This is a genomic window from Friedmanniella luteola, assembly GCF_900105065.1.
Lineage (GTDB): Bacteria > Actinomycetota > Actinomycetes > Propionibacteriales > Propionibacteriaceae > Microlunatus > Microlunatus luteolus.
In genome coordinates this window covers 905,344-931,116 of sequence record NZ_LT629749.1, presented here as the reverse complement: position 1 = coordinate 931,116, position 25,773 = coordinate 905,344, and the positions used below count along the sequence as shown (strand labels likewise).

Sequence of the window (25,773 nt, the reverse complement as noted above, 5' to 3'; positions counted from 1 at the left end):
GCGGCGGAGTGGAGGCGGTCCGGATGTCGCTAGGGTGAGGCCCGTGACCGCGTCAGGCAAGACCTCCCCCAAGACTGCCCCGAAGCCGGCGACCTGGGCCTACGCCGAGGACTTCGTCGTCGAGCCGGAGGCGGCCACGGCCGCCCGCGAGGCCGCCGTCCCGCTGGGCATCACCTCCGTCGGGCGCGGCTCCGCCGCGACGCTGACACTCCTGGCCCGCGCCGTCCAGGCCCGCCACGTGGTGGAGATCGGCACCGGCGCGGGCGTGTCCGGGCTGGCGCTGTTCGCCGGCATGCGGCCCGACGGCATCCTGACCAGCGTCGACACCGAACCGGCCCACCAGCAGGCGGCGCGGAAGGCGTTCCTCTCGGTGGGCGTGCCCACCCAGCGGTTCCGGCTGATCAGCGGGGACGCGCTGAACGTGCTCCCCCGGCTGAGCGACGGCGCCTACGACCTCGTCTTCGTCGACGGCGACCCGATGGAGTACCCCGAGTACGTCGAGCAGGGCATCCGGCTGCTGCGGCACGGCGGGCTGATCGCGCTCGACAACGCCCTGCTGGGTGACCGCATCGCCGACCCGGGCCAGAACGACGAGGAGACCGAGTCGGTCCGCGCCGCGCTGGAGCTGCTCCGCGACCACGAGGACCTCGTCACCACCCTGCTGCCCGTCGGCGACGGGCTGCTGGTCGCCGCCAAGCGCTGAGCCGGCTCGCGCCCTGAGCCTGTCCCCGCGCCCTGAGCCGGCCGCGGTGGTCGGCCCAGGCCGCGGCGGTCAGCTCTTCTCGACCTTGACACCCTTGCCGACGACGGTGATCCCGGCCTCGGAGACGGTGAAGCCCCGGTCGAGGTCGTCCTGGCTGTTGACGCCGATCTTGGCGCCGTCGGCCACGACGACGTTCTTGTCGAGGATGGCGTTGCGGACGATGGCCTTCTGGCCGATCCGCACGTTGCTGAGCAGCACGGACCGGTCGACCTTCGAGTTCTCGGCCACCCGCACGTTCGGGGACAGCACCGAGCTCTCGATCGAACCGCCGGAGATGATGCAGCCCGGGCTCACCACCGAGTCCAGGGCGAGGCCGCGCAGGGTGAACTTGGCGCCGGGCATCTGGACCGGGTAGGTGGAGATGGGCCAGTCGAGGTTGTAGAGGTTGAAGACGGGGTCGACCGACACGAGGTCCATGTGGGCCTCGTGGTAGGCGTCGATCGTCCCGACGTCGCGCCAGTAGGCCCGGTCCCGATCGGTCGTGCCCGGCACCTCGTTGCTCATGAAGTCGTAGACCTGGGCGTCGCCGGCGTTCACGAACGCCGGGATGATGTCCCCGCCCATGTCGTGCCGGGACGTCTCCAGCGCGGCGTCGCTCGTCAGGGCGTCGATCAGCGCCCGCGTCGAGAAGATGTAGTTGCCCATCGACGCGAACGAGGACTCCGGGTCGTCGGCCAGCCCGGGCGGGTCGGCCGGCTTCTCCAGGAACCGGTCGATCTTGGCGTCGGTGCCGGCGTCGATCACGCCGAACGCGCTCGCCTGGTTCCTCGGCACCCGGATCGCCGCCACCGTGCAGCCCAGGCCGCCGGCGATGTGCGCGTCCAGCATCTGCTCGACGTCCATCCGGTAGATGTTGTCGGCGCCGAACACCACGACGTAGTCGGGCTGCTCGTCCCGGATCAGGTTCATCGACTGGAAGATCGCGTCGGCGCTGCCCTGGTACCAGCGCGGGCCCAGCCGCTGCTGCGCGGGGACCGGGGTGACGTAGTTGCCGAGCAGCGTGGACATCCGCCAGGTGAGGGAGATGTGCCGGTCGAGCGAGTGCGACTTGTACTGGGTGAGCACGGCGATCTGCCGCATCCCGGCGTTGACGAGGTTGGACAGCACGTAGTCGATCAGCCGGTAGGTCCCGCCGAAGGGGACCGCGGGCTTGGCCCGGTCCATCGTCAGCGGCATCAGCCGCTTCCCTTCTCCACCGGCCAGGACGATCGAGAGCACCTTCGCACGCGCTGCCATGGGGAGAAACCTAGGGTGTGGCTCCGGACACCGACAAGGGGGCCCTCCCCGGGATCGTGCTCCTGACCAGCGCGGAGGCCGCTGTGCGACGATGCGCAGCATGAGGCCTGCCAGCGACGACCGGTTGTCCATCTCCCTGCTCACCCGGGAGTACCCACCGACCATCTACGGCGGCGCGGGCGTGCACGTCGCCCAGCTGGTCCCGCAGCTGCGGAAGCTCGTGGACGTCGACGTGCAGTGCATGGGCGAGCCGCGCGAGGGCGCCACGGCGCACCCGGAGACCTACCCGCCGGGGGCCAACGCGGCGCTGCGGGTGTTCGGCGCGGACCTGGCGATGGCCGCGGCGGTGCCGGACGTCGACCTCGTGCACTCCCACACCTGGTACGCCAACCTGGCCGGGCACCTGGCGGGGCTGTTCCACGACATCCCGCACGTGGTGAGCGCCCACTCCCTCGAGCCGCACCGGCCCTGGAAGGCCGAGCAGCTGGGTGGCGGCTACCAGCTCTCCTCGTGGGCCGAGCGGACCGCCTTCGAGGGCGCGGACGCCGTGATCGCGGTCAGCGAGGGGATGCGCTCCGACACCCTCGACTCCTACCGCGACCTGGACCCGGCGAAGGTGCACGTCGTCCGCAACGGCATCGACACCGACGAGTTCGCCCCCGACCCCGGCACGGACGTGGTGACCGGGCTGGGCATCGACCTGGACCGCCCGTCCGTGGTCTTCGTGGGTCGGATCACCCGCCAGAAGGGCCTCATCCACCTCGTCCGGGCCGCCGAGCAGCTCGACCCGGGCACCCAGCTGGTGCTGCTGGCCGGCGCGCCGGACACCCCGGAGATCGCCGCCCAGATCGGCGAGGCGTTCGCGCAGGTGCAGGCCCGCCGCGGCGACGTCATCTGGGTCGAGGAGATGCTCCCCCGCGCCTCGGTCCGGCAGGTGCTGTCGCACGCCACCGTCTTCGCCTGCCCCTCGGTGTACGAGCCGCTGGGCATCGTCAACCTGGAGGCGATGGCCTGCGAGACCGCCGTCGTCGCGTCCGCGGTGGGCGGGATCCCGGAGGTCGTCGTCGACGGCGAGACCGGCTACCTCGTCCCCTACGACCCGGCCCAGGCCGGCGACCCGGCCTTCGTCGCCTCGTTCGAGACCGCGCTGGCGGAGCGGATCAACGCCCTGACCGCCGACCGGTCCACCGCGGACGCCTTCGGCCTCGCCGGCCGGCAGCGCTGCATCGACGAGTTCAGCTGGGCCAAGATCGCCGCCGAGACCGTCGACGTCTACCGGCAGGCCCAGCGCGCGCACGGCTGAGCAGGACCACGACCCGGTCCGCGTCCGAGCGGAGCGCGGACCGACGAGCCCGCCCAGCGCAGACGACGAGGGTCCCGCTGCACTCAGCAGCGAGACCCTCGTCGTCGGTTCCTCACGGGCGGTGCGCCCGTGCGGTCTGGCCTATCCGACCACTTCCTTGAGCGCTCCGGCGAGCTCCTGCGCCTCGCCCGCGTTGAGCTCCACGACGAGCCGGCCGCCACCTTCCAGCGGCACACGCATGACGATCCCCCGTCCTTCTTTGGTGACCTCCATGGGGCCGTCACCAGTCCGCGGCTTCATTGCAGCCATCGCGCATCCTTCTCTGTCGTGATCCGGCGTTTGTGTCCATTGTCGCAGCATCGCCGCCGTTCCCGCCGCGTCGGGGGCCCGTCCGCCGCGCGTCGGGGGCGTCGGAACTGGACCGTTACAGTGCGGCCATGACGACGTCCGGCCTGCGGCTCGAGGTGTCCGACGGGGTCGGCACCCTCACCTTCGACCGCCCGGAGGCGCTCAACGCGCTCGACCTGGCGACCAAGACCGCGCTGCTCGCCGGCCTGGGGGAGCTGGCCGCCGACGAGGGCGTCCGGTGCGTCGTCCTGACCGGGACCGGCCGGGCGTTCTGCGTCGGCCAGGACCTCCGGGAGCACGTCGCCGGGCTCACCGCCGGCACCCCCGAGGACGTCTGGCGCACCGTGCCGGAGCACTACAACCCGATCGCGCTGGCCCTGCACACGCTGGACAAGCCGGTCGTCGCGGCCGTCAACGGGGTGGCGGCGGGCGCGGGCGCGTCGCTGGCCTTCCTCGCCGACCTGCGGGTGGTCGCGGCCTCCGCCAGCTTCACCCTCGCCTTCGCCGGCGTCGGGCTCAGCGCCGACACCGGCGCCTCGTGGACGCTCCCCCGGCTGGTGGGGCCCACCCGCGCCCTGGACCTGCTGTACAGCGGACGCCGGGTGGGTGCGGAGGAGGCGCTGGCCATCGGACTGGCGACCGAGGTGGTCGCCGACGAGGACTTCGCGGAGCACGTGCAGCAGCTCGCCGCCCGGTTGGCGGCCGGGCCGACCCTGGCCTTCGGCACCATGCGGCGAGCCGTCGCGGCGGCCGCCGGGCAGCCGCTGGCCGCCGCCCTGGAGACCGAGGCCGAGGGGATGCGCCGCACCGGCGCCTCGGCCGACCACCGGGCGGCCGTGGAGGCGTTCCTGGCCAGGCGCCCGGCGTCGTTCAGCGGTCGATGACGCTCAGCCCTCGATGACCACGCTGCAGCCCTGGACGTGGTCGTCGACCAGCCCGACGGCCTGCATCAGCGCGTAGGCGGTGGTCGGCCCGACGAACCGGATCCCGTGCGCCTTCAGGGCCTTGGCCAGCGCCGCCGACGCCGGGGTGCTCGCCGGCACCTGGTCGGGGGCGGGCCGCGGTCGGTCCGGCTGCCGGTAGCCCAGCACGAGCTCGGCGAACTCCGCCCCCAGGGCGTCGACGACGCGGGCGTTGGCCACCGCCGCCTCGATCTTCGCCCGGTTGCGGACGATGCCCGGATCGGCCATCAGCCGCTCGACGTCGGCCTCGCCGAACCCCGCGACGACGGCCGGGTCGAAGCCGGCGAACGCCTGCCGGAACCCCTCCCGCTTGCGCAGGATCGTGATCCAGGCCAGCCCGGACTGGAAGGCCTCCAGTGTCAGCCGTTCGTAGAGCCCGCTGACGCTGGTGACCGGTCGCCCCCACTCGTCGTCGTGGTAGGCCAGGTAGTCGGGCGCCCCCAGCGCCCAGGCGCAGCGCAGCCGGCCGTCCGGGCCGGGCAGCACGCTCACGCCCGGCGCTCCGCCCGCGGCACCTCGGCGACCGCGGCCAGCCGGCGCAGGCTCCAGCCGAGACCGAGCCGCATCAGCGGCAGCGCGAGCCCCACGAGCCGGTTGGGCAGCGGCCCACCCGGGACGGTGAACAGCTCCACCGCGCGCACCCGTGTCCGGCCACCGTCCGCGGTCAGCCGGAAGACGCCCTCGCCGGTGAAGCAGGGGCCGAGGTGCAGCACCTCGAGCTCGGCGACGCCGTCGGCCGGCGGGGACCAGCCCGTGACGACGAAGCGGTCGAGCAGTCCGGCGGGGAGCCGGCCCAGCCAGAACCCGGACAGCGCCGTGACGCGCACCCCGAGGCCGGCGTCGCGCGCGCTCAGCACCCGCAGCGTGGTGAGGGGGATCCAGCGCGCCTGGCCGTACCAGTCGACCAGCTCGTCCCAGACCCGCTCGAGCGGGGCGCCGACCTCGGTGGCGACCTCCAGGCGGGTGCTCACGCCGGCCCGACGAGCGGCGGCGGGGCGGGCGGCGGCGACCCCGGCTCCAGCCGCCCGTCGGCCAGGACCGGGCCGGTCCGGAACCCGTCCGTCGCGGGGCCGGTCCGGTCGGGCCCGGTCAGCTGCGCGATCCGGGCGTCCCGCTCGGCGATCTCGGTGGCCAGCCGTTCCAGCAGCTCGTCCACCTGGCCCATCGCGTAGCCGCGGAGGGCGGTGCCGAAGCGGGCTCCGCGGACGTCGTCGGCCCCCAGCGGACCCTCAGGCAGCTGCTGGCGGAAGACGTCCTCGACCGGGTCCCTGCTCATCTCACCCACGCCTCCCGCTGCTGCCACCGCCGCGACCCCGAGGGCGGCGACGGCCACCACGGCGATGATCCACTCCATGTCCTGATCGTGCCAGACGGCACCGACAGGACGCCGTCCTCAGCCGCCCGAGCGGCCGGCGGCGACCAGGGCGACGGCCTCGTCGAGGTCGTCGGTCAGCTGGAGCAGGTCGAGGTCGCGCTGGGCCACCGAACCGTGGCGCAGCGCGGTGTCGCGGAACCAGTCGAGCAGCCCCTGCCAGTAGGACGAGCCGAACAGCACGACCGGGAAGGACGTCACCTTCTGGGTCTGGACCAGGGTGAGCGCCTCGAACAGCTCGTCGAGGGTGCCGAAGCCGCCGGGCATCACCACGAACCCCTGCGCGTACTTGACGAACATCGTCTTGCGGGCGAAGAAGTAGCGGAAGTTGATCCCGAGGTTCACGTGGCGGTTGAGCCCGGACTCGAAGGGCAGCTCGATGCCGAGGCCGACCGACACCCCGCCGGCCTCCGCGGCCCCCTTGTTGGCGGCCTCCATGATCCCGGGCCCGCCGCCGGTGATCACGGCCAGGCCGGTCTCCGCGAGCCGGCGACCGAGCTGCTCGGCGGCGGCGTAGCTCGGGTCGTCCGAGGACGTCCGGGCGGAGCCGAAGACGGCGACGGCCGGGCCGAGCTCGGCCAGCGTGCCGAAGCCCTCGACGAACTCGGACTGGATGCGGAGCACCCTCCAGGGGTCGGTGTGCAGCCAGCTGGCCGAACCCTGGCTGTCCAGCAGCCGCTGGTCGGTGGTGGTGTCGGGCACCTGCTCGCCCGCGCGCAGCACCGGCCCCTGCATGTAGCGCTCTCGCTCGTTCAGCACGCCGTCAGCCTAGGTCGCGCCCGCGCCCGCAGTGCCTCGGCAGCGACGCGTGAACCGGTGGTGACCGGACGCACCACCCGTGCAGGCGTTCCGCCGGGGCGGGGTCAGGACAGCCAGCGGACCAGGGCGTCGCGGCAGGCGACGACCTCGTCGCCCGGGCAGAACTCGTCGTCGGCGTGGGCCTTGCCGGGATCGCCGGGGCCGAAGTTGACCGCCGGGACGCCGCGGGCGCTGAACCGGGCGACGTCGGTCCAGCCGAACTTGGCGCTGGGCTCGCCGCCGACGGCGGCCAGGAACTCCGCGGCCGCCGGCTGGTCCAGCCCGGGCCGGGCGCCGGGCGCGACGTCGGTGACCCGGACCGGGAAGCCGTCGAGCACCTGCCGGACGTAGGCCTCCGCCTGCGCGGGCGACTTGTCGGGGGCGAAGCGGTAGTTGACCTCGACGTCGCAGCGGTCGGGGATGACGTTGCCCGCGATGCCGCCGCTGATCCCGACGGCGTTGAGCCCCTCCCGGTAGGTCAGCCCGTCGACCACGACCTCCTGCGCCTGGTGGGCGGCGAGGGCCTGCAGCACCGCGCCGGCGTCGTGGACGGCGTTGTGCCCCTTCCAGGACCGGGCGGAGTGGGCGGCGACGCCGGTCAGCTCGACCACCACCCGCATGGTGCCCTGGCAGCCGCCCTCGATGCGCGCGTTCGACGGCTCGCCCAGCACGGCGAACACGCCGTCGAGGTGCTCCGGGTGCTCCGCGGCCAGCCGGTTGAGCCCGTTCCTGGCCTCCTCGACCTCCTCGTTGTCGTAGAAGAGCCAGGTGACGTCGCGGCTCGGGGCGGTCAGCGCCACCGCGGCCGAGAGCTGGGCCGCCACCCCGCCCTTCATGTCGCAGGCCCCGCGGCCGTGCACCAGGGTCCGGCCGTCCTCCTCGGTCACCCGTGACGGCACGTTGCCGGCGATCGGGACGGTGTCCAGGTGGCCGGCGATGACGACGCGCTCGGCGCGGCCCAGCTCCGTCCGGGCGACGACGACGTTCCCGGTCCGGCTGACCCGCAGGTGCGGGTAGGGGGTCAGCGCCTGCTCGACGAGGTCGGCGACCGCCTGCTCGTCGCCGCTGACCGAGGGCACGTCGACCAGCCGGCGGAGGAGGTCGACGGGGTCGCCCTCGAGGTCCAGGGGGGTAGCCATCCCGGCACCCTACGCGCCGCCCGCGGGCTCAGGGGCCTGTCAGGCCCCCCGGTACGCTTCCCGCCATGACCGACGCCGCCGCCGCCGCCGCCCGCCCCGCCTGGGGCTGGGGACTGGCCACCGTGCACACCTCCGGGCAGGTGCTGGACACCTGGTTCCCCTCCCCCGCGCTCGGCTCGCCGGGTGCCGAGGAGGCACCGGGCTCGCTGCGCTCCGCCGAGTCCGCCGACGAGGTCCGCGGCACGCGCACCGAGGTGGTGCGGGTCGTCGCCGACCTCGACGCCGCTCCCGCCGGCGCCGCCGACGTCTACCTCCGGCTGCACCTGCTCAGCCACCGCCTGGTGACGCCGCGCAGCATCAACCTGGACGGCGTCTTCGGCCTGCTGCCCAACGTCGTCTGGACCAGCGCCGGCCCCTGCGCCGTCGAGGGCTTCGAGACCGTCCGCGCCGCGCTGCGGGCCCGGCACGGCCACGTCACCGTCTTCGGGGTCGACAAGTTCCCCCGGATGGTCGACTACGTGCTGCCGGCCGGCGTCCGGATCGCCGACGCCGACCGCGTCCGCCTGGGGGCCCACCTCGCCGCCGGCACGACCGTCATGCACGAGGGCTTCGTCAACTACAACGCCGGCACCCTGGGCAGCTCGATGGTCGAGGGCCGGATCTCCGCCGGGGTGGTGGTCGGCGCCGACTCCGACGTGGGCGGCGGCGCCTCCATCATGGGCACGCTGTCCGGCGGCGGCACCGAGGTGATCAGCCTCGGCGAGCGCTGCCTCGTCGGCGCCAACGCCGGGATCGGCATCGGGCTGGGCGACGACTGCGTCGTCGAGGCCGGGCTCTACGTCACCGCCGGCACCAAGGTCACGCTGCCGGACGGCCACGTCGTGAAGGCCCGCACCCTGTCCGGAGAGCCGAACCTGCTGTTCCTGCGGAACTCCGTCACCGGGGCCATCGAGGTCCGGCGTCGCCAGGGCGTCGGGGTGGAGCTGAACCAGGCCCTGCACGCCAACTGAGCGTGGCCACCCGACCGACGGCCCTCGGGCTGGGCTGCCTCGTCGTCGCCGTGGTGCTGGTGGCCGCGGCCGCCGTGGCGGGCTTCACCGCGCTCCGCGACCGGGGGGCGACGCCGCCGGTCCCCGGGCAGCAGCGCTGCGTCGCGACCGCCGGCGACCGCTCGGTGGCCCTCGACCTGGAGCAGGCGCGGCTCACCGCGATCATCGTCGGGCTGTCGGTGCGGCGGGGGCTGGCGCCGCGCGCCGCCTCCATCGCGATGGCGACGGTCTACCAGGAGACCGGCATCCGCAACCTCGACGGCGGCGACCGCGACTCGGTGGGCCTCTTCCAGCAGCGGCCGTCGCAGGGCTGGGGCTCGCCCGAGGAGCTGCAGGACCCCTACTACGCGACCGGGAAGTTCTACGACGCCCTGGTGAAGGTCGACGGCTGGCAGAGCGGCGACATCAACGACGTCGCGCAGGCCGTGCAGCGCAGCGGCTACCCCGAGGCGTACCGCGACCACGAGGCCGACGCCCGGGTGCTGGCCAGCGCGCTGACCGGCCAGTCCGCCGCGGCGTTCAGCTGCCTGGACCGGCAGGAGGCCGACGGGGACGCCGCAGCGCTCGCGGACTCGCTCACCCAGACGTTCGGGGAGGTCCGCCCGGCGCGGGAGGGCCGGGTGGTCACCGTCCAGGCCCGCAGCGACGCGCTGGCCTGGGCCTACGCCGGCCACGCCGTGGCGAACGCGGCGTCCTCGGGGGTCGTGGAGGTGCAGACGCTGGGGCGGGTGTGGCGGGCCAGTGGCCAGGACCTGCCGCGCTGGGCCGAGGCGGCCACGCCGGCGCCCCGGCCGCGCACGGTCACCATCACCGTGCGCTGAGTCCCGGCGACCCGGCCGGGCTCAGCCCAGCAGGCGACGGGCCGCCGCCCCGACGCGCTCGTCGGTCGCGGTCAGCGCCACCCGGACGTGCCGCCCGGCGGCGGTGCCGTAGAAGTCGCCGGGGGCCACCAGGACGCCGTGACCGGCGAGCAGCTCGACGGAGTCGCGGCCGTCCTCGTCGCGGGTGGCCCACAGGTACAGCCCGGCCTCGGAGTGCTCGACCCGGAAGCCCGCGGCCTCCAGCGCCGGCCGGAGCACCTGCCGGCGCGCGGCGTAGCGGGCCCGCTGCTCGGCGACGTGGGCGTCGTCGGCCAGCAGCACGGTCATCGCGTCCTGGACCGGCCGGGGCACGATCATCCCGGCGTGCTTGCGGACGGCCAGCAGCTCGGCCACGAGCGCGGGGTCACCGGCGACGAACCCGGCCCGGTAGCCGGCGAGGTTGGACCGCTTGGACAGCGAGTGCAGGGCCAGCAGCCCGTGGTGGTCGCCACCGCTGACGGACGGGTGCAGCACCGAGACCGGCTCCGCCTCCCAGCCGAACTCGCCGTAGCACTCGTCGGAGGCGACCACGGCCCCGCGCTCCCGGGCCCAGGCCACGCGCTCGGCCAGCACCGCGGGCGCCAGCACCTCACCGGTCGGGTTGGACGGGGAGTTGAGCCAGACCAGGGCCGGGCGCTCGTCGCCGAGCACGGACAGGTCGTCGACGGCCCGGGTCCGGCAGCCCGCCATCGTGGCGCCGACCAGGTAGGTCGGGTACGCGGTCGTCGGCAGCACCACCAGGTCCTCGGGACCGAGGCCCAGCAGGGTGGGCAGCCAGGCGACGAGCTCCTTGGTGCCGATCACCGGCAGGGCGGCCGCCGGCGGCACCGTCGCCCCCCAGCGTCGCGCGAGGTAGCCGGCCATGGCGTCGCGCAGCTCGGGCGTGCCGGCGGTCTGCGGGTAGCCGGGGCTGTCCGCCGCCCCGGCCAGCGCCTGCCGGCCGAGGGCCGGGGTGGGGTCGACGGGGGTGCCGACCGAGAGGTCGACCAGGCCGTCGGGGTGGGCGGCGGCGCGGGCCTTGGCGGCGGCCAGGGTGTCCCACGGGAAGTCGGGCAGCCCGGCCGCCAGGCTCACGACGCGTCCCCGGTGCGGGCAGGCCTCACTCGGCCTGCTCCTGCGGGGGGAGCGCCTCGATGAGCGGGTGGTCCTTCTCGATGACGCCCATCTTGGCGGCGCCACCGGGCGAGCCGAGGTCGTTGAAGAACTCGACGTTCGCGTTGTAGTAGGGCTTCCACTCCTCGGGCGTGTCGTCCTCGTAGAAGATCGCCTCCACCGGGCAGACCGGCTCGCAGGCCCCGCAGTCGACGCACTCGTCGGGGTGGATGTAGAGCATCCGCTTCCCCTCGTAGATGCAGTCGACGGGACACTCCTCGACGCAGGCCCGGTCCTTCAGGTCCACACAGGGCTGGGCGATGACGTACGTCACGAGGTCACTCCTAGGTCGTCCCGGCGGGTCAGGCCGGAGGTCGTGCCGGATCTGGGCGGTGCGGCGGCGGGCCGCGCTCGCCCGCCTAGTATCGCCTCCCCGGGCGCAGGCCCTCCACTGAGGCTGACCTACGGAACGGACGCCATGCCCGCTGACGACCCCCTCGCCCCCGCCGCCCCCGGCCAGCGCTGGGTCGTCCGGCACCGGCTGCCGGACGGCTCGGCGACGGACGTCACCGGCTGGGTGGACCAGCTCGCCCCGGGGCACGTGCACCTCGGCACCGCCGACGGGCAGCGGCACGTCGTCGACCGGTCGACGGTGCTGGCGGCCCGCCGCGCCCCGGCTGCCGCGGGTGGGCCGCCACCGGAGCGGACCAGCGCCGACGAGCTGGAGCACCTGTCGGTCCCCGGCTGGCTGGCGCTCGCCGAACCGCTCGGGGAGTGGACGCTGCGCGCGGGCGGCGGCTTCACGGGTCGGGCGAACAGCTGCCACGCGGTGGGCGACCCCGGCGTCGACGTCGCCGAGGCGGCCCGGCGGGTGGTGGCGCACGCGGCGGCGCACGGCATCCCCCCGCTGGCCTCCGTCGTCGACGGCGGCGAGCCGGAGGCGGCCCTGCGGGGTCTCGGCTGGGTGGACGCCTACGTCCCGACCGACGTGCTGGCCGTCCGGCTGGCCGACCTGCTGGGGACCGCCCCGCCCGACGCGCGGGCCCGGGTCACCCTCGACCTCGAGGTGGGGTGGTGGAACGCGTACGGCGAGAGCCGCCCGAACGACGCCGACCCGGGCCTGCTGCGGCTCGTGCTGGCCGGGCACCCACCCCGCGCGTTCGGCTCCACCGGTGACCCGGCCCGGCCCACGGCGATCGGGCGCGGGCACCTCAGCGGGGCGTGGCTCGGCTGCGCGGCCCTGTGGACGCGCCCCGAGGACCGGCGGCAGGGGCTGGCGACGGCGGTGCTGCGCCGGCTGGGGCACTGGGCCGCCCGGCACGGGGCCCGCTACGCCTACCTGCAGGTGGCCACCGCCAACGCCGAGGCCCACGCGGCCTACGAGCGGCTCGGTTTCCGCCGGCACCACGCCTACCGCTACCTCGCGCCGCCTCGCACCGCGGCCTGAGCCACGCACCGGGGCCTGAGCCGAGCACCGCGCCCTGAGCCTGTCGAAGGCCCTTCGACGAGCTCAGGGAACGGAGCCACTCGACAGGCTCGGGGAACGGAGCAGGGCTCAGCCGCAGCGGATCCGGTCGGTCGGGCCGTAGCGCCAGGAGAAGTTCTCCCGCTTGGCGACCTCGCCGTCGCGGTAGAACAGCCGCGCGTAGGTGACGTCGAAGCCCTGCGCCGGTGCCTGCGGCTCGCAGGAGCCCGAGGTGTCGGTGAGGTCGCGGCCGCTGGTGAAGTTGGACTTGGCGGGCGTCGTCGACTCGACCTTGTCCCAGGTCTTGGTCGACCACATCTTCACCGTGATCGAGCCGCGGCTGCTGCCGGTGGCCTTCACCGTGCCGGCCTGGACCAGGATCCCGTACTTCGTGTCGTTGGTGAAGCGGAGGTCCAGGTCGGGCCAGGCGACCGTCGCCTCGCGGCCCGGCGGGTACCGGTCGATGTAGAGGGTGTGGGGCTGGTGCTCGACGTCCTTCAGCCCGGCGAAGAACATCGCGTTGTAGGTGGTGGTGGCGCTCTGGGAGACGCCGCCGCCCAGCTCGCGCTTGAACTTGCCGCCCGAGATGATGAAGCCCTCGGTGAAGCCGTTGGCCGCGGTGCGCTCGCCGACCACCTCGTTGAGCGAGAACGTCTCGCCCGGCTTCAGCACCGTGCCGTTGATCAGCTCGGCCGCCCGGCCGATGTTGACGTTGCGGTACTCGGCGTAGGGGAAGTAGGTGGTGTACTCCCCCGTCACCTCCCTGATGCCGAGCTTCTCGGCGTCGGCGGTGGTGAACTCCGCCTTCGCCCCGCCGAGCTCGACGTCGGCCGTCCGCTCGTCGCCGGACCTCGTCAGCACGGGCTCGACGGCGGCGGCCAGCGCCTTGGCGCTGACCGTCGTGCCGTCGACGGCGGGCACGACCACCGGCTTGCCGCCCGAGATCTTCACGGTGGCGTCGCGCGGCCTGCTCAGCTCGACCTCGTCGACGGCGTCGTCGGCGGCCTCGCGCAGGGCGCCGGCGTCGAGGGAGGGCTGCAGACCGCCGTCCTGGGCGCGGAACGTGAGAGCCTTCGCGATCATGGCCGGCGTCACCGTGAAGTCGCCGGCCCCGCCCGCCTCGACGGTCACCGGACCGGAGACGGCCGGCTCCGCGTACTCCGCGCGGACCTTCTCGGCCTCCGCCGTGGTGACCAGCGGCGCGCTGACCTCGGCCGGCAGCTCCACCGGCTGAGCGCCCAGGTAGCCGTCGTGGACCGCCTGGACGGCCCCCTCGCGGTCCACCGCCAGCCCCTCCGCCGCCTTCGTGAGCTCGACGTCGGTGCCGTCGTAGGCCAGCCGGGCGTCGGCTGGTTCCCGGTCCAGGCCCTCGGCCGTGGCGGCGACGGCGGCCGCGAGAGCGCCCTCGTCGACGGCGGCGACCGCCCGGGTGGGCGAGCCGCCGGTCAGCACGCGCCAGATCGCGCGGGGGTCGAGGCTGCGTCCGCCCGCCGCCCGCAGGCTGGCGTCGACGTCGAGGGCCAGGCCGGCCTCGCGCGGGTCGAGGCTGGCGTCCTGGCCACCGGCGCGCAGCTCGAGGGGCGCGGTCGAGCGCGGGCCCAGCTCAGCCGTCAGCCGCTCCGCCGCCGCGGCGGTGCTGAGCCCGCCGACGTCGACGCCCGAGACCACGGCGTTGCGGGGCAGCCGGTCCCCGGCGACCAGGTACCCGACGACGTAGAGCACCAGCAGCACGGCGGCGAGCCCGCCGAGCGCGAGCAGGGCGGTGCGCCGGCCCCGTCCGTGGCCGCCGGCCGGGTCCTGAGCCGGGCCCGGGCCCGGGCCCGGCACGGCCGGTCGGGTCGTCGTCTCGTCGAGGCCGGGGTCGTCGGGGATGGTGCTGCTCAAGGTCTACCTCGGGTCGGACGGCGGGCGGGCGCCCCGCATCCTACGTGAGCGCCCTGACCAGACCCGCCCTGCGGCGAGCCCGCCGGCCCGGGTCAGACCAGGCCGACGAAGAGGTCGTCGGCCGGGGCGCCGGTCTCGGGGAAGGGCGTCCCGGCCACGAAGCGGTAGTGCTCGGTGGCCCACATCGCGTGGCCGAGCACCGCCGTCCCGGCGAAGAAGGGTCCGTCCTCGGTGATCTGCGTGGCGTGCGCCCGCATGGCGGCCAGCTTCGCCGCCACGTGCTCCTCGCTGGTGATCTCGGCCACGATGCCCTCGTCCTCGGGACCGGTGTCCGGGTCGTCCGGCTCCAGGCCCCAGTCGGCGAAGCTCTCGGTGTCGCCCGCGGCCCGGAGCCGGGCCACGGCCTCCCGCAGCCGGGCGCGGCTCATCGTGTTCCACAGCACGCGCGGGATCGACCACGCCGCACCGAGGTCGGGGCGGTAGGACGGCATCCCGGCCAGCAGGTAGCCGTACATCGCGACCCGGTGGGCCTGCACGTGGTCCGGGTGGCCGTAGGCGCCGTCCTCGTCGTAGGTGACCAGCACGTGCGGGCGCCGGTCGCGGATCAGCGGCACGAGCTCGTTGGTCGCCTCGAGCAGGTCGGCCGTCCAGAACGTGCCGTCGCGGAGCACGTCGCGGGCGACGGCCTTCCGCTGCTCGTCGTAGGCCATGCCGGAGTCGCGGAACCGGTAGTCCCCGCCGAGGCGGACGAAGTCGGTGATGCCGAGCGCCGCCATGGCCCGCTCGAGCTCGGCCAGCCGGGTGGGGCCGAGGTCGTCGTCGTGCTCGGCCCCGAGGTGCTCGAGCTCGGGGACGAGGACCTCGCCCTCCTCGCCGAGGGTGCAGGTCACCAGGGTGACACCCGCGCCCTCCGCGGCGTAGCGGGCCATGGTGACCCCGTTGCCGATCGTCTCGTCGTCGGGGTGGGCGTGGACCAGCATCAGCCGCCGGTCCGCCGTCGCGGTCGCAGTCACGGCCCACACCCTAGACCGAGCGGGACACCGTCCCGGGCTAGACCGGGCGGGACTCCGTCCCGACCAGCGCGAGCGGGGCCGCGTAGTGGCAGGCGGAGTCGTGCGCCGACACCCCGTCCGGCCGGGCCTCCAGCAGCGGCACGTCGGTGGTGCAGCGCTCCTGGGCCTTGAAGCACCGGGTGTGGAAGCGGCAGCCGGACGGCGGGTTGGCCGGGCTCGGGACGTCGCCGACCAGCTTGATCTGCTTCCGGAGCCCGCGCAGCGTCGGGTCGGGCACCGGCACCGCGGAGAGCAGCGCCTGCGTGTAGGGGTGCGTGGGCCGGTTGTAGATCTGGTCCTCGTCGCCGATCTCCACCATGCTGCCCAGGTACATCACCGCCACCCGGTCCGAGATGTGCCGGACGACCGACAGGTCGTGGGCGATGAAGACGTAGGCCAGCCCCAGCTCGTCCTGCAGCCGCTCGAGCAGGTTCACCACCTGGGCCTGCACCGAGACGTCCAGCGCGGAGACCGGCTCGTCGCAGATCAGCACCTTCGGGTTCAGCGCGACCCCGCGGGCGATGCCGATCCGCTGCCGCTGGCCGCCCGAGAACTGGTGCGGGTAGCGGTTGATGTGCTCGGGGTTGAGCCCGACGAGGTCGAGCAGGTCCTGGACGCGCCGCCGCCGGCCGCCCTTGGGGACGACGTCGGGGTGGATCTCGAAGGGCTCACCGATGATGTCGCCGACGGTCTTGCGGGGGTTCAACGACGTGTAGGGGTCCTGGAAGACGATCTGGATGTCGCGGCGGAGCCGGCGCATCGCGCTGCCGCGCTGGGCGTACATGTCGACGCCGTCGAAGGTGAGCTTGCCGGCCGTCGGCTCCTCGAGCCGCATGAGCATCCGCCCGAGGGTCGACTTCCCGCAGCCCGACTCGCCCACGACGCCCAGCGTCTCGCCCCTGCGCAGCTCGAACGAGACGCCGTCGACCGCCTTGACGTGCCCCACGGTCCGGCGCAGCACGCCCGCCCTGATCGGGTAGTGCTTGACCAGGCCCTCCGCCTGGAGGATCACCTCGTTGCTCATGCCGTCCCTCCGTCGACGCCGGTCTGCACGCCCGGCTCGGTGGCCCCGTCGTCCACGAGCACCTCGCCGTCGATCTCCCGCCTGGTCTGCTGGGCCGTGCCGGCGAGCACGTCCTCGGCGAAGTGGCAGGCACTGCGCCGGTGGTGGCCGATCACCCGCAGCTCCGGGGGCGGGTCCACGCGGCAGACGTCCTGGGCGTACCGGCACCGGGGGTTGAACGAGCAGCCGGCCGGGATCCGCATCAGGTTCGGCGGCAGGCCGCCGATCGCCGCCAGCTCCTGCCCCTTCTGGTCGAGCCGCGGGATGCTCTCCAGCAGACCCTTCGAGTACGGGTGCGCGGGGCGTCCGTAGAGGTCGAAGACGTCCGCGTGCTCGACGATCCGTCCGGCGTACATGACGGCGATCCGGTCGGCGACGTCCGCGACCACGCCCAGGTCGTGGGTGATCAGGATGAGCCCCATCCGGCGCTCCTCCTGCAGCTCCTTGAGCAGGTCCATGATCTGGGCCTGCACGGTGACGTCGAGGGCGGTGGTCGGCTCGTCGGCGATCAGCACCGCCGGGTCGAGGGCGATGGCCATCGCGATCATGATGCGCTGCCGCATGCCGCCGGAGAACTGGTGCGGGTAGGCCTTGACCCGCTGCCGGGCGCCGGGGATCTGCACCCGCTCCATCAGCCGGATGGCCTGCTCCTGGGCGTCGGACTTGTTCAGCCCGCGGTGCTTCCGGAACATCTCGGCGATCTGCCAGCCCACCGTGAAGACCGGGTTGAGCGAGCTCAGGGCGTCCTGGAAGACCATCGAGATCTCCGGTCCGCGGACCTGGCGCCGCCGCTCCTCGGGCATGGTCAGCAGGTCCTCCCCGCAGTAGCAGATCTCGCCGCCGGTGACGAACCCCGGCGGGGAGTCGAGGATGCCCATCACGGCCTGCGCGGTGACGGACTTGCCCGACCCCGACTCACCGAGGATCGCGAGCGTCTCGCCCTCGTGCAGGGCGAACGAGACGCCGTTGATCGCCTTCGCGACGCCCTCCCGGGTGCGGAACTCCACCTGGAGGTCGGCGACGTCGAGCAGCAGGCCGTCCTGGGCCTGCCAGCGCTGCTGCTGACCGGCCTCGAGGCGGTCGGGGGTGACGGCGGAGGACACGCGGGCCTCGTTTCTCAGCGGAGCTTGGGGTCGAGGGCGTCGCGGACCGCGTCGCCCAGCATGATGAACGCGAGCACGGTCAGGGACAGGAAGATGCTGGGGAACAGCAGCATGTGCGGGGCCACCCGGATCAACCCGATCGCCGACGCGTCGGAGATCGCGGTGCCCCAGGAGATCGCCGGCGGCTGCAGCCCGATGCCCAGGAAGGACAGGGTCGCCTCGGCGGCGATGTACACGCCCAGGTTGATCGTCGACACGATGATCACCGGGGCGAGGGCGTTGGGCAGGATGTGCCGGAAGATGATCCGGCTGTTGTTGGCGCCCAGCGCCCGGGCCGCCTGCACGTAGTCGTTCGGCTTCACCTGCAGCACGCTCGAGCGCATCAGCCGGGCGATGTTGGGCCAGCCGAGCAGCGCGATGAACGCCACGATCTTCAGCACCTGCAGGATCAGCGGGGTGTCGAGGTCGTTCGGGAAGGTGAAGAGGAACAGGATGCCGCCCAGCAGCAGCGGCAGGGCGAAGAAGATCTCCCCGATCCGGGCCAGCAGGGCGTCCAGCCAGCCACCCCGGTAGCCGGCGACGAGGCCGACGGCCCCGCCGAGCAGCGTCGTCGCCAGGGTCGACAGGACACCGACGAGGATCGAGGCGCGGGCGCCGTAGATCGTCCGGGCGTAGACGTCGTAGCCCTGGCTGTCGAAGCCGAACAGCCCGCCGCTGAGCGACGGCTTCTCGCGGGCCCGGTTGAGGTCGGCACTGGTCGGGTCGGTCGAGGTGAACAGCTGCGGCACGGCCGCCATCACCACGAACAGCAGGATCAGCACCGCGGCGATCCAGAACAGGGGGTTGCGGCGGAGCTCGCCCCAGGCGCTCGCCCACAGGGAGTGCCCGCGGACGGCGCCGGCCGGCTGGACCGTCGCCGCCTCCTGGGCGGGTCCGCCGCCTCCGCTCAGGCTGACGTCAGTCATTGCTGATCCTCGGGTCCAGGACGCCGTACAGGATGTCGACGAGCAGGTTGGCCAGCAGGAAGATCACGACGAGCACCGTCACCGCGCCGACGACGGAGGTGCCGTCGCGCTGGGCGATGCTGCGGAAGATGAAGCCGCCGACGCCGTTGATGTTGAAGATCCGCTCGGTGACGATGGCGCCGCCCATCAGCGCGCCCAGGTCGGCACCGACGAAGGTGATCACCGGGATGAGGGAGTTGCGCAGGGTGTGCACGCCCACGATGCGGCCCTGGGTCAGGCCCTTCGCCCGGGCGGTCCGCACGTAGTCGGAGCGGAGGTTCTCGGCGACGTTGCCCCGGGTCAGCCGCGCGACGTAGGCGACCGAGGTCGAGCCCAGCACCAGGGCGGGCAGGATCAGCTGGTCGATGGTGCCCTGGGTCGCGGTGATCGGGAACCAGCCGAGCTGGACGCCGAACACCAGCTGGGCGAGGGCACCGATGACGAAGATCGGGATGGAGATGACGACGAGGGTGCTGACCAGCACGAGGTTGTCCAGGAAGCCACCCCGCCGGATCCCCGTCAGCACGCCGGCGACCACGCCCACGACCAGCTCGAACGCCACCGCCATCAGCGCCAGCGTGATCGTGGTCGGGTACCGCTCGATGAGCTCGGCGGCGACGCTGTTGCCGAAGAAGTTGGTGCCGAGGTCACCCTGGAGCAGCTTGCCCATGTAGAAGCCGTACTGGACGAGCAGCGGCTGGTCGAGGTGGTACTCGGCGGTGAAGGCCTGGGCGTAGGCCGGGGAGCAGGGCCGCTCACCGCACCGCCCGGAGAGGGGGTCGCCGGTGGCGAACACCATCGCGAAGATCAGGAACGTCGTCCCGAGCGCTACGGGGATCATCTGCAGCAGCCGGCGGATGATGAACTTGCCCATGGGTCTCCCCTCGTCTCAGTCAGGTTAGAAGACAGGACGCGCGCCGCGCCCGCCACCCTGCTCGCCCCCGAGCAGGGGTGAGGGGGCCGGCGCGAGCGCCGGCCCCCTCGACCACAGGTCAGACGTGCTTGATGGCGGTGAGGTCGACGACCCCGAAGGCGTTCATCTTCACGTTCGTGACGTTCGTGGAGTAGCCGGCCTGGAAGGACCGGTTCCACAGCGGCGCGGTCGGGAAGTCCGCGGCCAGGGTGGCCTCCGCCTGCTGGTACAGGGTGTTGGCCTCGTCGACCGACGGCGCGGCCGCAGCCTGGGCCAGCTCGTCGTCGAACTTGGCGCTCGAGTAGCGGGCGTAGTTGGAGTCCGCCCCGGTGCCGTAGATCGGCGCCAGGAAGTTCTCGATCGAGGGGTAGTCCTGCTGCCACGCGTTGCGGAAGATGCCCTTGATCTCGTCGTTCTCGAGCTTGTTGTTGTAGGTCGCGAAGTCGACGACGGGGGTGGCGACGACCTCGATGCCGAGGGTGTTCTTGATGGAGTTGGCGACCGCCTCGCTCCACTGCTTGTTGTTGGCGCCGTCGGCGTTGTAGCTCATCGTCAGCGTGCCGTCGTAACCACCGGCCGCCGTGAACATCTCCTTGGCCTTGGCGGCGTCGAAGGTGCAGGCCTCACCGCACTGGCCGGCCTTGTAGCCGTCGACCGTGGGGGGCACCCAGCCGTCGGCCTTCTGCACCGAGCCGTTGAAGATCTGCTTGATGATCAGGTCGCGGTCGATCGCCATCGAGATGGACTTGCGCAGCTCCGGGCTGGCCTTGAGCTTGTCGTCGGCCGGGGAGAACGTGACCCACGTGTTGCCGCCGACCGGCTGGTCGATGAAGCGGTTCTCCAGCTCGGTCTTGTAGGCGTCGCCCACGAGCCGGTCGGACGGGACCTGCTCGACGTAGTCCAGCTGGTTGCCCAGCAGGTCGTTGTAGGCCGCGGTCGGGTCGGAGTAGATCCGGTAGTTGACCTTGTCGACGCTCGGCTTGTACTGGCCGCCGTAGTTCGGGTTCTTCTCGAGCACGATGTTGGTCGCGGTGTTCTCGGTGATCATGAAGGGGCCGGCGCCGATCGGGGCCTTCTCCTGGTCCTTCGCCCCGGTCCCGGTGAAGAACGAGTCCGGCAGCGGTGCGAACGCGCTGTAGCCGAGGCGCACGGGGAGGTTCGAGACCTTCTCCGTGGTCTGGATGGTGAAGGTGGCGTCGTCGACGACCTTCAGGCCGGTGAGGGTCTTGGCCTTGTCCACGCCCTTGCAGTCGGTCGTGTTGATGTCGGCGTAGCCCGCGAAGGGGGTGAAGAAGTAGTTGGCGTCCTGGCCGTTGGCGCAGTTGGCGGAGTAGTTCCAGGCGTCGACGAAGTTCTTGGCCTTGACGTCGGTGCCGTCGGAGAACTTGTAGCCGGCCTTCAGCTTGACGGTGAAGGTCTGGTTGTCCGTGGTCTCGATGCTGTCCGCGATGTCGTTCTCGGGGGCCGCGGTCTCGGTGTTGTAGTGCACCAGCCGGGCTGCGATGGCGTCGAGGACGTTGCCGCCGCAGGTCTCGCTCGTCAGACCGGGCAGCAGACCCTTCTGAGGCGTGCAGCCCTGGATGGAGATCTCACCTCCGGTCGTGCCGGCGGCCTGGCTCGAGCCGGCGTCCGGTGTGGTGCTGCCTCCGCCACCGCACGCGGTCGCCAGCAGGGCGATCGACGTGAGGGATGCGGCGGCCAGTGCGCGAGTTCGTGCTCGCATGGTCTACCTCCAGGAAGTTGCGCTCTCGTGGTGCGCGGCGAGGGTGGGTCGGATCCCGACCCACACGATGGACAAGTCTTAGGTGACAAAACTGCTAACTGCAAGTTGTGTCGCCGTCACCCGCTGGACACGCAACATGATTGTGACGTCGCCTCCGGGGACGACGAAGCCACGCCCTACCCGCGAGTAGCTTCCGTCCGGCTCAGGGCGTGGGGTCGGCGAAGACCGTCCGGTGCCAGGCCTTCCGGGCCGCCCCGGAGCGGTCCAGGGCGACGTGCTTGACGGTGGTGTGCTCGGCCAGCGCGTAGGCCGACATGTCCTTGCCGAAGCCGGACGCCCCCACCCCGCCGTGCGGCATCTCCGAGAAGATCGGGATGTGGTCGTTGACCCAGACGGTACCCGCGTGGAGCTCGGCCGACGCCCGCAGCGCCCGACCGAGGTCGCGTGTCCAGGCCGAGGCCGCGAGGCCGTAGGGGCTGTCGTCGGCCAGCGCGAGGCCCTCGTCGTCGGTGTCGAAGCCCAGCACCGCGAGCACCGGGCCGAAGACCTCCTCCTGCACCAGCGGGGAGCGCTGGTCCGCTCCCGTGACCAGCGTCGGGGCGGACCAGAAGCCCGCCGCCAGGTCGCCGCCGGGCAGGGCCGCGCCCGCCCGGACCGTGGCGCCGTCCGCCCGGGCCGCGGCGACCATCCCGGCCACCTTCTCGCGGTGCCGGGCGCTGGACAGCGGTCCGAGGTCGGTGCCGGGGTCGCACGGGTCGCCCAGCCGGATCCCGGCGTAGAGGTCGGCGACGCCCTCGACGAAGGCGTCGAGCAGCGAGTGGTGCACGTAGGCGCGGGTCGCGGCCGTGCAGTCCTGACCGGAGTTGATCAACGAGCCGGCGACGGCACCGTGCACGGCGGCCTCGAGGTTGGCGTCGTCGAAGACCACGAAGGGGGCCTTGCCGCCCAGCTCGAGGTGCACGCGGGCGCCCCGCTCCGCGCAGACGGCCATCACCTGCCGGCCGACGGCCGTGGAGCCGGTGAACGAGACCATGGCCACCCGCGGGTCCCCGACGAGGGCCCGACCCGCCTCCGCGCCGGTGCCCGCGACCACCTGCAGCACGCCGTCGGGGAAGCCCACCGCCGTGGCGGCGTCGGCGAGCAGGACCGCGGTCAAGGGGGTGATCTCGGCGGGCTTCAGCACCACGGTGTTGCCCGCTGCCAGGGCGGGCAGCACCTTCCAGCCGGCCATCTGCAGCGGGTAGTTCCAGGGCGCGACCGAGCCGACCACCCCCAGCGGCTCCCGCCGCGTCATCGACGTGTGGTCGGGGGAGTACTCCCCCGCCGCGCTGGCGTCCAGCACCCGGGCGGCGCCGGCGAAGAAGGCGGTGTTGTCGATGGTGCCCGGGACGTCGAACCCGGTGCTGAGCCGCAGCGGTTTGCCGGTCTGGGCGGTCTCGACCGCCGCCAGCTCGTCGGCGCGGCGGCGCAGCTCGGCGGCGAGCGCGTGCAGCAGGTCCGAGCGCTCACCCGGCGTCGTCCGCGACCAGGCCCCGAAGGCGGCGGCGGCCCGGCCGACCGCGGCGTCGACGTCGGCCGCGGTGGCCAGCGGGTAGCGCACCAGGGTCCGGCCGGTCGCCGGGTCGAGGACGGCGAAGTCCTCCCCGGAGCCGCCCCTCGGGACGCCGGCAACGCTCACCGGGCGGCTCGCCGGTCGCCGATCGCCCGGCCGGCGATGGTGACCACCAGGGCGATCAGCAGCATGGCCGTGCCCACCACGTTGATCTGCGGCGGCAGAGCCTTCTTCGCGGCCCCCCAGACGTACATCGGGAAGGTCACCTCCGAGCCCGAGTTGAAGTTGGTGATGATGAAGTCGTCGAACGACAGCGAGAACGACAGCAGCGCGGCCGCGACGACGCCGGGCAGGATCAGGGGGAAGGTGATCCGCCAGAACGTCTGCCAGCGGTCGGCGTAGAGGTCCTGCGCCGCCTGCTCCAGCCGCGGGTCCAGGCCCACCAGCCGGGCCTTGACCGTGACGACGACGAAGCTCATGCAGAACACGGTGTGGGCGATGAAGATCGTGGCCTGGCCCAGCGGGAAGCCCATCCCGACGAACAGGACGAGCAGCGAGGAGCCCGCCACCACCTCGGGGGTGGCCATCGGCACGAAGATCAGCACGTTCGCGAGGCCCTTGCCGCGGAACTCGTGGCGCACCAGGGCGAAGGCCGCGAGGGTGCCGAGGACGACCGCGGCCAGCGTCGACAGCAGCGCGATCTTGATGCTGAGGACCAGCGAGGCGCACAGGCCCTCGACGCTGCACGGGTTGGCCCAGGCGTCGACGGAGAACTCGTTCCAGGTGTAGTTGAACGAGCCCTCGGGGGCGTTGAAGCTGAACACCACGACGACGACGATCGGCACGAAGAGGTAGGCCAGCGCCGCGAGCCCGACGAAGGTGACCAGGTGGTCGCGGACCCAGCGGCTGGCGCGTCCCCGCCGACGGGGGGCGGGCGGGGCCGGGTCGGCCGGGGAGCCGGGCCGCGCGGCGGGACGGGTGAGCACAGCCATCAGACGAGGTCCTCCGTACCCGCGCGGCGCACGTAGTAGACGACGAGCGCGACGATCGCGACCATCAGAGAGATCGAGAGGGCCGCGGCGTGGTTGTAGTCGCGGACCCGCAGGAACAGTGCGTCGATGACGTTGCCGGCCATCGACTCGCGCATCGAGCCGAGGAACGTGGCGTTGACGTAGTCCCCGGTCGCCGGGATGAACGTCAGCAGGGTGCCGGAGACCACGCCGGGCAGGGACAGCGGCCAGGTGATCTTCCAGAACCCCTGCCAGGCGCTGGCGTAGAGGTCGCCCGACGCCTGGATCAGCGACCGGTCCTGCCCGGCCAGCGACGCGTACAGCGGCAGCGTCATGAAGGGCAGGAAGTTGTAGGTGAGGCCCAGGATGACCGCCAGCGGGGTGGCCAGCACCCGGCCGTCACTGGTCAGCCCGACGCCGTCGGTGAGGAAGAGGACACCGCTGCCGCGGAGCGCCGCGACCACCCAGCCGTCGTCGGCCAGCACCGTCGTCCAGGCCAGCGTGCGGATCAGGAAGCTGGTGAAGAACGGCGCGACGATGAGCACCAGCAGCACGGGCCGCCACCGGTCGCCGACCTTGAACGCGATCGTGTACGCCAGCGGGTACGCGATGAGCAGCGCCAGCACCGTCGCGGTCGCGGCGTAGAGGAACGAGCGCAGGAACTGCGGCCAGTAGTCGACCCAGACCGCGACGTAGTTCCCGAAGGCCCAGTCGAAGGTGTAGCCCTCCTCCAGGCCGCCGGAGGTCAGCGAGCTGTTGAGCTGGCTGAGCAGCGGGAGCAGGAAGAACACCACCAGCGCCAGGCCCAGCGGGAGCAGCAGGAAGTACGGCGTCAACCGGCCCGAGCGGGTGGCCGCCTCCGGCGCCGGGCCGGCGGTCTGGCCCAGCACCGGCCCGGCCGGTGCGCCCGCCACGCTCACGAGGCGGTCTCCGCGGCGTCCGCCTCGATCCAGGCGCCCTCGTGCAGCCCGAACGTGTGGTCGGGGTGCCAGTGCACGCTGACCCGGTCGCCCACCCGGCGCAGCTCGGTGGAGCTGTTCTGGCTGAACACCGTCAGCTCCTCCTCGGGGTCGGCGAGGGACTGCACGACGTACTGGGTGGAGACCCCGATGAAGGAGGCGTCGATGATCTGGCCGTCGATGGTGTTCGTGCCGGCCGGGGCGTGCCCGAGCTCGGCCATCGAGATCTTCTCCGGGCGGACGCCGGCCTCGACGGCCGTGCCGGTGGCGCTCAGCCGGGCCGCCGGCATGGTCAGCCGGACCCCGTGGAAGTCCAGCACGACGGTGGTGGCGTCCCGGCTGGTCACGTGGACGCTGAGCAGGTTCGACTGGCCGAGGAAGCCGGCGACGAACGCGGTCCGGGGGTTCTCGTAGAGGTCGACGGGCGCGCCGATCTGCTCGACCCTGCCCTTGTTCAGCACGGCGATGGTGTCGGCCATCGTCATGGCCTCCTCCTGGTCGTGCGTCACGTGCACGAAGGTGATGCCCACCTCGGTCTGGATCCGCTTCAGCTCCAGCTGCAGCTGGCGGCGGAGCTTGAGGTCCAGCGCGCCCAGCGGCTCGTCGAGCAGCAGCACCTTCGGCTTGTTGACCAGGGCGCGGATGACGGCGATCCGCTGCTGCTGGCCACCGGACAGCTGGGTCGGTCGCCGCTTCGCCAGGTGCTGCATCTCGACCAGCTCGAGCATCTCCCCCACCCGGGCGTCGATGTTCTTCTCCTTGCGGCGCCGCAGTCCGAAGGCCACGTTCTCGAAGATCGTCATGTGCGGGAACAGCGCGTAGCTCTGGAAGACGGTGTTGACGGGCCGCTGGTGCGGACGGAGGTGAGCGATGTCGGCACCGCCGATCCGGATCTCGCCCGCGGTCGGCTCCTCGAGCCCGGCCACGAGGCGCAACGTCGTGGTCTTCCCGCAGCCGGAGGGCCCCAGCAGGGCGAAGAAGCTGCCCTCGGGGATGGTGAGGTCGATGTCGTCGACGGCCGCGAACGTCCCGTAGTGCTTGCGCAGGCCGCGGATGTCGAGGCCGTTGTCGCTCTGGGTGGCGCCGTCGGTGCGCGGCGGCGTCTGGGTGGCGGTCATCGGCG

The 25,773-nt window shown here is 72.9% G+C and carries 26 protein-coding genes; 6 read left to right on the top strand and 20 right to left on the bottom strand.

Features of this window, described 5'->3' with window-relative positions:
• Positions 1-43: 43 nt before the first annotated feature.
• Entirely contained in the window at positions 44-703 is a 660-nt protein-coding gene (locus BLT72_RS04385; RefSeq protein WP_091410495.1) for an O-methyltransferase, read from the top strand.
• A 69-nt stretch (positions 704-772) separates the two neighbouring features.
• On the opposite strand, the gene glgC is transcribed toward BLT72_RS04385, so the two are convergent.
• Positions 773-1,999 (bottom strand): glucose-1-phosphate adenylyltransferase, encoded by a 1,227-nt coding sequence (gene glgC, locus BLT72_RS04380; RefSeq protein ID WP_091410492.1) that lies wholly within the window; start codon positions 1,997-1,999, stop codon positions 773-775.
• Between the two features lie 124 nt (positions 2,000-2,123).
• Here glgC and glgA point away from each other — a divergent pair, with 124 nt between their 5' ends.
• Positions 2,124-3,302, top strand: coding sequence for a glycogen synthase (glgA, locus tag BLT72_RS04375; RefSeq protein ID WP_091416680.1), 1,179 nt, complete (start codon positions 2,124-2,126; stop codon positions 3,300-3,302).
• Between the two features lie 141 nt (positions 3,303-3,443).
• Here the strand turns inward: glgA and BLT72_RS04370 are convergent, their stop codons facing one another.
• Positions 3,444-3,611, bottom strand: coding sequence for a DUF3117 domain-containing protein (locus tag BLT72_RS04370; protein ID WP_091410491.1), 168 nt, complete (start codon positions 3,609-3,611; stop codon positions 3,444-3,446).
• 128 nt (positions 3,612-3,739) lie between these two features.
• On the opposite strand from BLT72_RS04370, the gene BLT72_RS04365 reads away from it, so the two are divergent.
• Complete coding sequence (locus BLT72_RS04365) at positions 3,740-4,534, top strand: enoyl-CoA hydratase/isomerase family protein (protein WP_091410488.1); 795 nt, start codon at positions 3,740-3,742, stop codon at positions 4,532-4,534.
• Between the two features lie 3 nt (positions 4,535-4,537).
• Here the strand turns inward: BLT72_RS04365 and BLT72_RS04360 are convergent, their stop codons facing one another.
• The 5 genes from BLT72_RS04360 to dapE form a co-directional block, all read right to left on the bottom strand.
• On the bottom strand, positions 4,538-5,104 hold the full coding sequence (locus BLT72_RS04360; RefSeq protein ID WP_091410486.1) for a DNA-3-methyladenine glycosylase I: 567 nt from the start codon (positions 5,102-5,104) through the stop codon (positions 4,538-4,540).
• Entirely contained in the window at positions 5,101-5,583 is a 483-nt protein-coding gene (locus BLT72_RS04355) for an SRPBCC family protein (RefSeq protein ID WP_091410483.1), read from the bottom strand. The genes BLT72_RS04360 and BLT72_RS04355 overlap by 4 nt, the downstream gene beginning before the upstream one ends.
• Positions 5,580-5,966: a DivIVA domain-containing protein gene (locus BLT72_RS04350; RefSeq protein WP_091410480.1), complete on the bottom strand. Its 387-nt coding sequence runs from the start codon at positions 5,964-5,966 to the stop codon at positions 5,580-5,582. Before BLT72_RS04350 ends, BLT72_RS04355 begins: the two co-directional genes overlap by 4 nt.
• Positions 5,967-6,005: 39 nt before the next feature.
• A complete protein-coding gene (locus BLT72_RS04345; protein WP_091416676.1) occupies positions 6,006-6,719 on the bottom strand; it encodes an LOG family protein in 714 nt (237 codons plus the stop codon).
• A gap of 128 nt (positions 6,720-6,847) precedes the next feature.
• Positions 6,848-7,921 carry a succinyl-diaminopimelate desuccinylase gene (gene dapE / locus BLT72_RS04340; protein ID WP_091410476.1) on the bottom strand — a complete coding sequence of 358 codons (1,074 nt, stop codon included), beginning with the start codon at positions 7,919-7,921 and terminating at the stop codon, positions 6,848-6,850.
• Between the two features lie 65 nt (positions 7,922-7,986).
• On the opposite strand from dapE, the gene dapD reads away from it, so the two are divergent.
• Both dapD and BLT72_RS04330 read left to right on the top strand, forming a co-directional pair.
• The gene (dapD, locus tag BLT72_RS04335) at positions 7,987-8,931 is read left to right on the top strand and encodes a 2,3,4,5-tetrahydropyridine-2,6-dicarboxylate N-succinyltransferase (protein WP_091410474.1); all 945 of its coding nucleotides are present in this window, start codon (positions 7,987-7,989) and stop codon (positions 8,929-8,931) included.
• 2 nt (positions 8,932-8,933) lie between these two features.
• Positions 8,934-9,791: a hypothetical protein gene (locus BLT72_RS04330; protein ID WP_091410472.1), complete on the top strand. Its 858-nt coding sequence runs from the start codon at positions 8,934-8,936 to the stop codon at positions 9,789-9,791.
• A gap of 21 nt (positions 9,792-9,812) precedes the next feature.
• Here BLT72_RS04330 and dapC read toward each other — a convergent pair whose 3' ends face one another.
• Entirely contained in the window at positions 9,813-10,904 is a 1,092-nt protein-coding gene (dapC, locus tag BLT72_RS04325; RefSeq protein WP_197677198.1) for a succinyldiaminopimelate transaminase, read from the bottom strand.
• A gap of 25 nt (positions 10,905-10,929) precedes the next feature.
• Entirely contained in the window at positions 10,930-11,256 is a 327-nt protein-coding gene (gene fdxA, locus BLT72_RS04320) for a ferredoxin (RefSeq protein ID WP_091410470.1), read from the bottom strand.
• Positions 11,257-11,400: 144 nt separating this feature from the next.
• Here fdxA and BLT72_RS04315 point away from each other — a divergent pair, with 144 nt between their 5' ends.
• Entirely contained in the window at positions 11,401-12,369 is a 969-nt protein-coding gene (locus BLT72_RS04315) for a GNAT family N-acetyltransferase (protein ID WP_091410469.1), read from the top strand.
• 108 nt (positions 12,370-12,477) lie between these two features.
• Here BLT72_RS04315 and BLT72_RS04310 read toward each other — a convergent pair whose 3' ends face one another.
• From BLT72_RS04310 to BLT72_RS04260, 11 genes are all read right to left on the bottom strand, one after another.
• On the bottom strand, positions 12,478-14,271 hold the full coding sequence (locus tag BLT72_RS04310; RefSeq protein ID WP_091410467.1) for a VanW family protein: 1,794 nt from the start codon (positions 14,269-14,271) through the stop codon (positions 12,478-12,480).
• A gap of 92 nt (positions 14,272-14,363) precedes the next feature.
• Positions 14,364-15,284 carry an N-acetyl-1-D-myo-inositol-2-amino-2-deoxy-alpha-D-glucopyranoside deacetylase gene (mshB, locus tag BLT72_RS04305; RefSeq protein ID WP_231930326.1) on the bottom strand — a complete coding sequence of 307 codons (921 nt, stop codon included), beginning with the start codon at positions 15,282-15,284 and terminating at the stop codon, positions 14,364-14,366.
• Positions 15,285-15,321: 37 nt separating this feature from the next.
• Positions 15,322-16,347, bottom strand: coding sequence for an ABC transporter ATP-binding protein (locus tag BLT72_RS04300; RefSeq protein ID WP_091410464.1), 1,026 nt, complete (start codon positions 16,345-16,347; stop codon positions 15,322-15,324).
• Positions 16,344-17,420, bottom strand: a complete 1,077-nt coding sequence (locus BLT72_RS04295; protein ID WP_172826176.1) for an ABC transporter ATP-binding protein — start codon at positions 17,418-17,420, stop codon at positions 16,344-16,346. The genes BLT72_RS04300 and BLT72_RS04295 overlap by 4 nt, the downstream gene beginning before the upstream one ends.
• A gap of 83 nt (positions 17,421-17,503) precedes the next feature.
• On the bottom strand, positions 17,504-18,454 hold the full coding sequence (locus BLT72_RS04290; protein WP_091410460.1) for an ABC transporter permease: 951 nt from the start codon (positions 18,452-18,454) through the stop codon (positions 17,504-17,506).
• The gene (locus BLT72_RS04285) at positions 18,447-19,367 is read right to left on the bottom strand and encodes an ABC transporter permease (protein WP_091410458.1); all 921 of its coding nucleotides are present in this window, start codon (positions 19,365-19,367) and stop codon (positions 18,447-18,449) included. The genes BLT72_RS04290 and BLT72_RS04285 overlap by 8 nt, the downstream gene beginning before the upstream one ends.
• 118 nt (positions 19,368-19,485) lie before the next feature.
• Positions 19,486-21,129 carry a peptide ABC transporter substrate-binding protein gene (locus BLT72_RS04280; RefSeq protein ID WP_091410455.1) on the bottom strand — a complete coding sequence of 548 codons (1,644 nt, stop codon included), beginning with the start codon at positions 21,127-21,129 and terminating at the stop codon, positions 19,486-19,488.
• Between the two features lie 202 nt (positions 21,130-21,331).
• Positions 21,332-22,807 (bottom strand): aminobutyraldehyde dehydrogenase, encoded by a 1,476-nt coding sequence (locus BLT72_RS04275; protein WP_091410454.1) that lies wholly within the window; start codon positions 22,805-22,807, stop codon positions 21,332-21,334.
• On the bottom strand, positions 22,804-23,673 hold the full coding sequence (locus tag BLT72_RS04270; RefSeq protein WP_091410452.1) for an ABC transporter permease: 870 nt from the start codon (positions 23,671-23,673) through the stop codon (positions 22,804-22,806). The genes BLT72_RS04275 and BLT72_RS04270 overlap by 4 nt, the downstream gene beginning before the upstream one ends.
• On the bottom strand, positions 23,673-24,611 hold the full coding sequence (locus BLT72_RS04265; protein ID WP_231930323.1) for an ABC transporter permease: 939 nt from the start codon (positions 24,609-24,611) through the stop codon (positions 23,673-23,675). The genes BLT72_RS04270 and BLT72_RS04265 overlap by 1 nt, the downstream gene beginning before the upstream one ends.
• Positions 24,608-25,768 carry an ABC transporter ATP-binding protein gene (locus tag BLT72_RS04260; protein ID WP_091410450.1) on the bottom strand — a complete coding sequence of 387 codons (1,161 nt, stop codon included), beginning with the start codon at positions 25,766-25,768 and terminating at the stop codon, positions 24,608-24,610. Before BLT72_RS04260 ends, BLT72_RS04265 begins: the two co-directional genes overlap by 4 nt.
• Positions 25,769-25,773: the final 5 nt, after the last annotated feature.

Excerpts from the sequence above, each read along its gene's own strand:
- BLT72_RS04365 (WP_091410488.1), top strand. The coding sequence starts at position 3,740 with ATGACGACGTCCGGCCTGCGGCTCGAGGTGTCCGACGGGGTCGGCACC.
- BLT72_RS04260 (WP_091410450.1), bottom strand. The coding sequence starts at position 25,768 with ATGACCGCCACCCAGACGCCGCCGCGCACCGACGGCGCCACCCAGAGC.
- BLT72_RS04270 (WP_091410452.1), bottom strand. The coding sequence starts at position 23,673 with ATGGCTGTGCTCACCCGTCCCGCCGCGCGGCCCGGCTCCCCGGCCGAC.
- BLT72_RS04370 (WP_091410491.1), bottom strand. The coding sequence starts at position 3,611 with ATGGCTGCAATGAAGCCGCGGACTGGTGACGGCCCCATGGAGGTCACC.
- BLT72_RS04280 (WP_091410455.1), bottom strand. The coding sequence starts at position 21,129 with ATGCGAGCACGAACTCGCGCACTGGCCGCCGCATCCCTCACGTCGATC.
- BLT72_RS04300 (WP_091410464.1), bottom strand. The coding sequence starts at position 16,347 with ATGAGCAACGAGGTGATCCTCCAGGCGGAGGGCCTGGTCAAGCACTAC.
- glgC (WP_091410492.1), bottom strand. The coding sequence starts at position 1,999 with ATGGCAGCGCGTGCGAAGGTGCTCTCGATCGTCCTGGCCGGTGGAGAA.
- BLT72_RS04345 (WP_091416676.1), bottom strand. The coding sequence starts at position 6,719 with ATGCAGGGGCCGGTGCTGCGCGCGGGCGAGCAGGTGCCCGACACCACC.
- BLT72_RS04285 (WP_091410458.1), bottom strand. The coding sequence starts at position 19,367 with ATGGGCAAGTTCATCATCCGCCGGCTGCTGCAGATGATCCCCGTAGCG.
- dapE (WP_091410476.1), bottom strand. The coding sequence starts at position 7,921 with ATGGCTACCCCCCTGGACCTCGAGGGCGACCCCGTCGACCTCCTCCGC.
- dapD (WP_091410474.1), top strand. The coding sequence starts at position 7,987 with ATGACCGACGCCGCCGCCGCCGCCGCCCGCCCCGCCTGGGGCTGGGGA.
- BLT72_RS04350 (WP_091410480.1), bottom strand. The coding sequence starts at position 5,966 with ATGGAGTGGATCATCGCCGTGGTGGCCGTCGCCGCCCTCGGGGTCGCG.
- BLT72_RS04290 (WP_091410460.1), bottom strand. The coding sequence starts at position 18,454 with ATGACTGACGTCAGCCTGAGCGGAGGCGGCGGACCCGCCCAGGAGGCG.
- BLT72_RS04315 (WP_091410469.1), top strand. The coding sequence starts at position 11,401 with ATGCCCGCTGACGACCCCCTCGCCCCCGCCGCCCCCGGCCAGCGCTGG.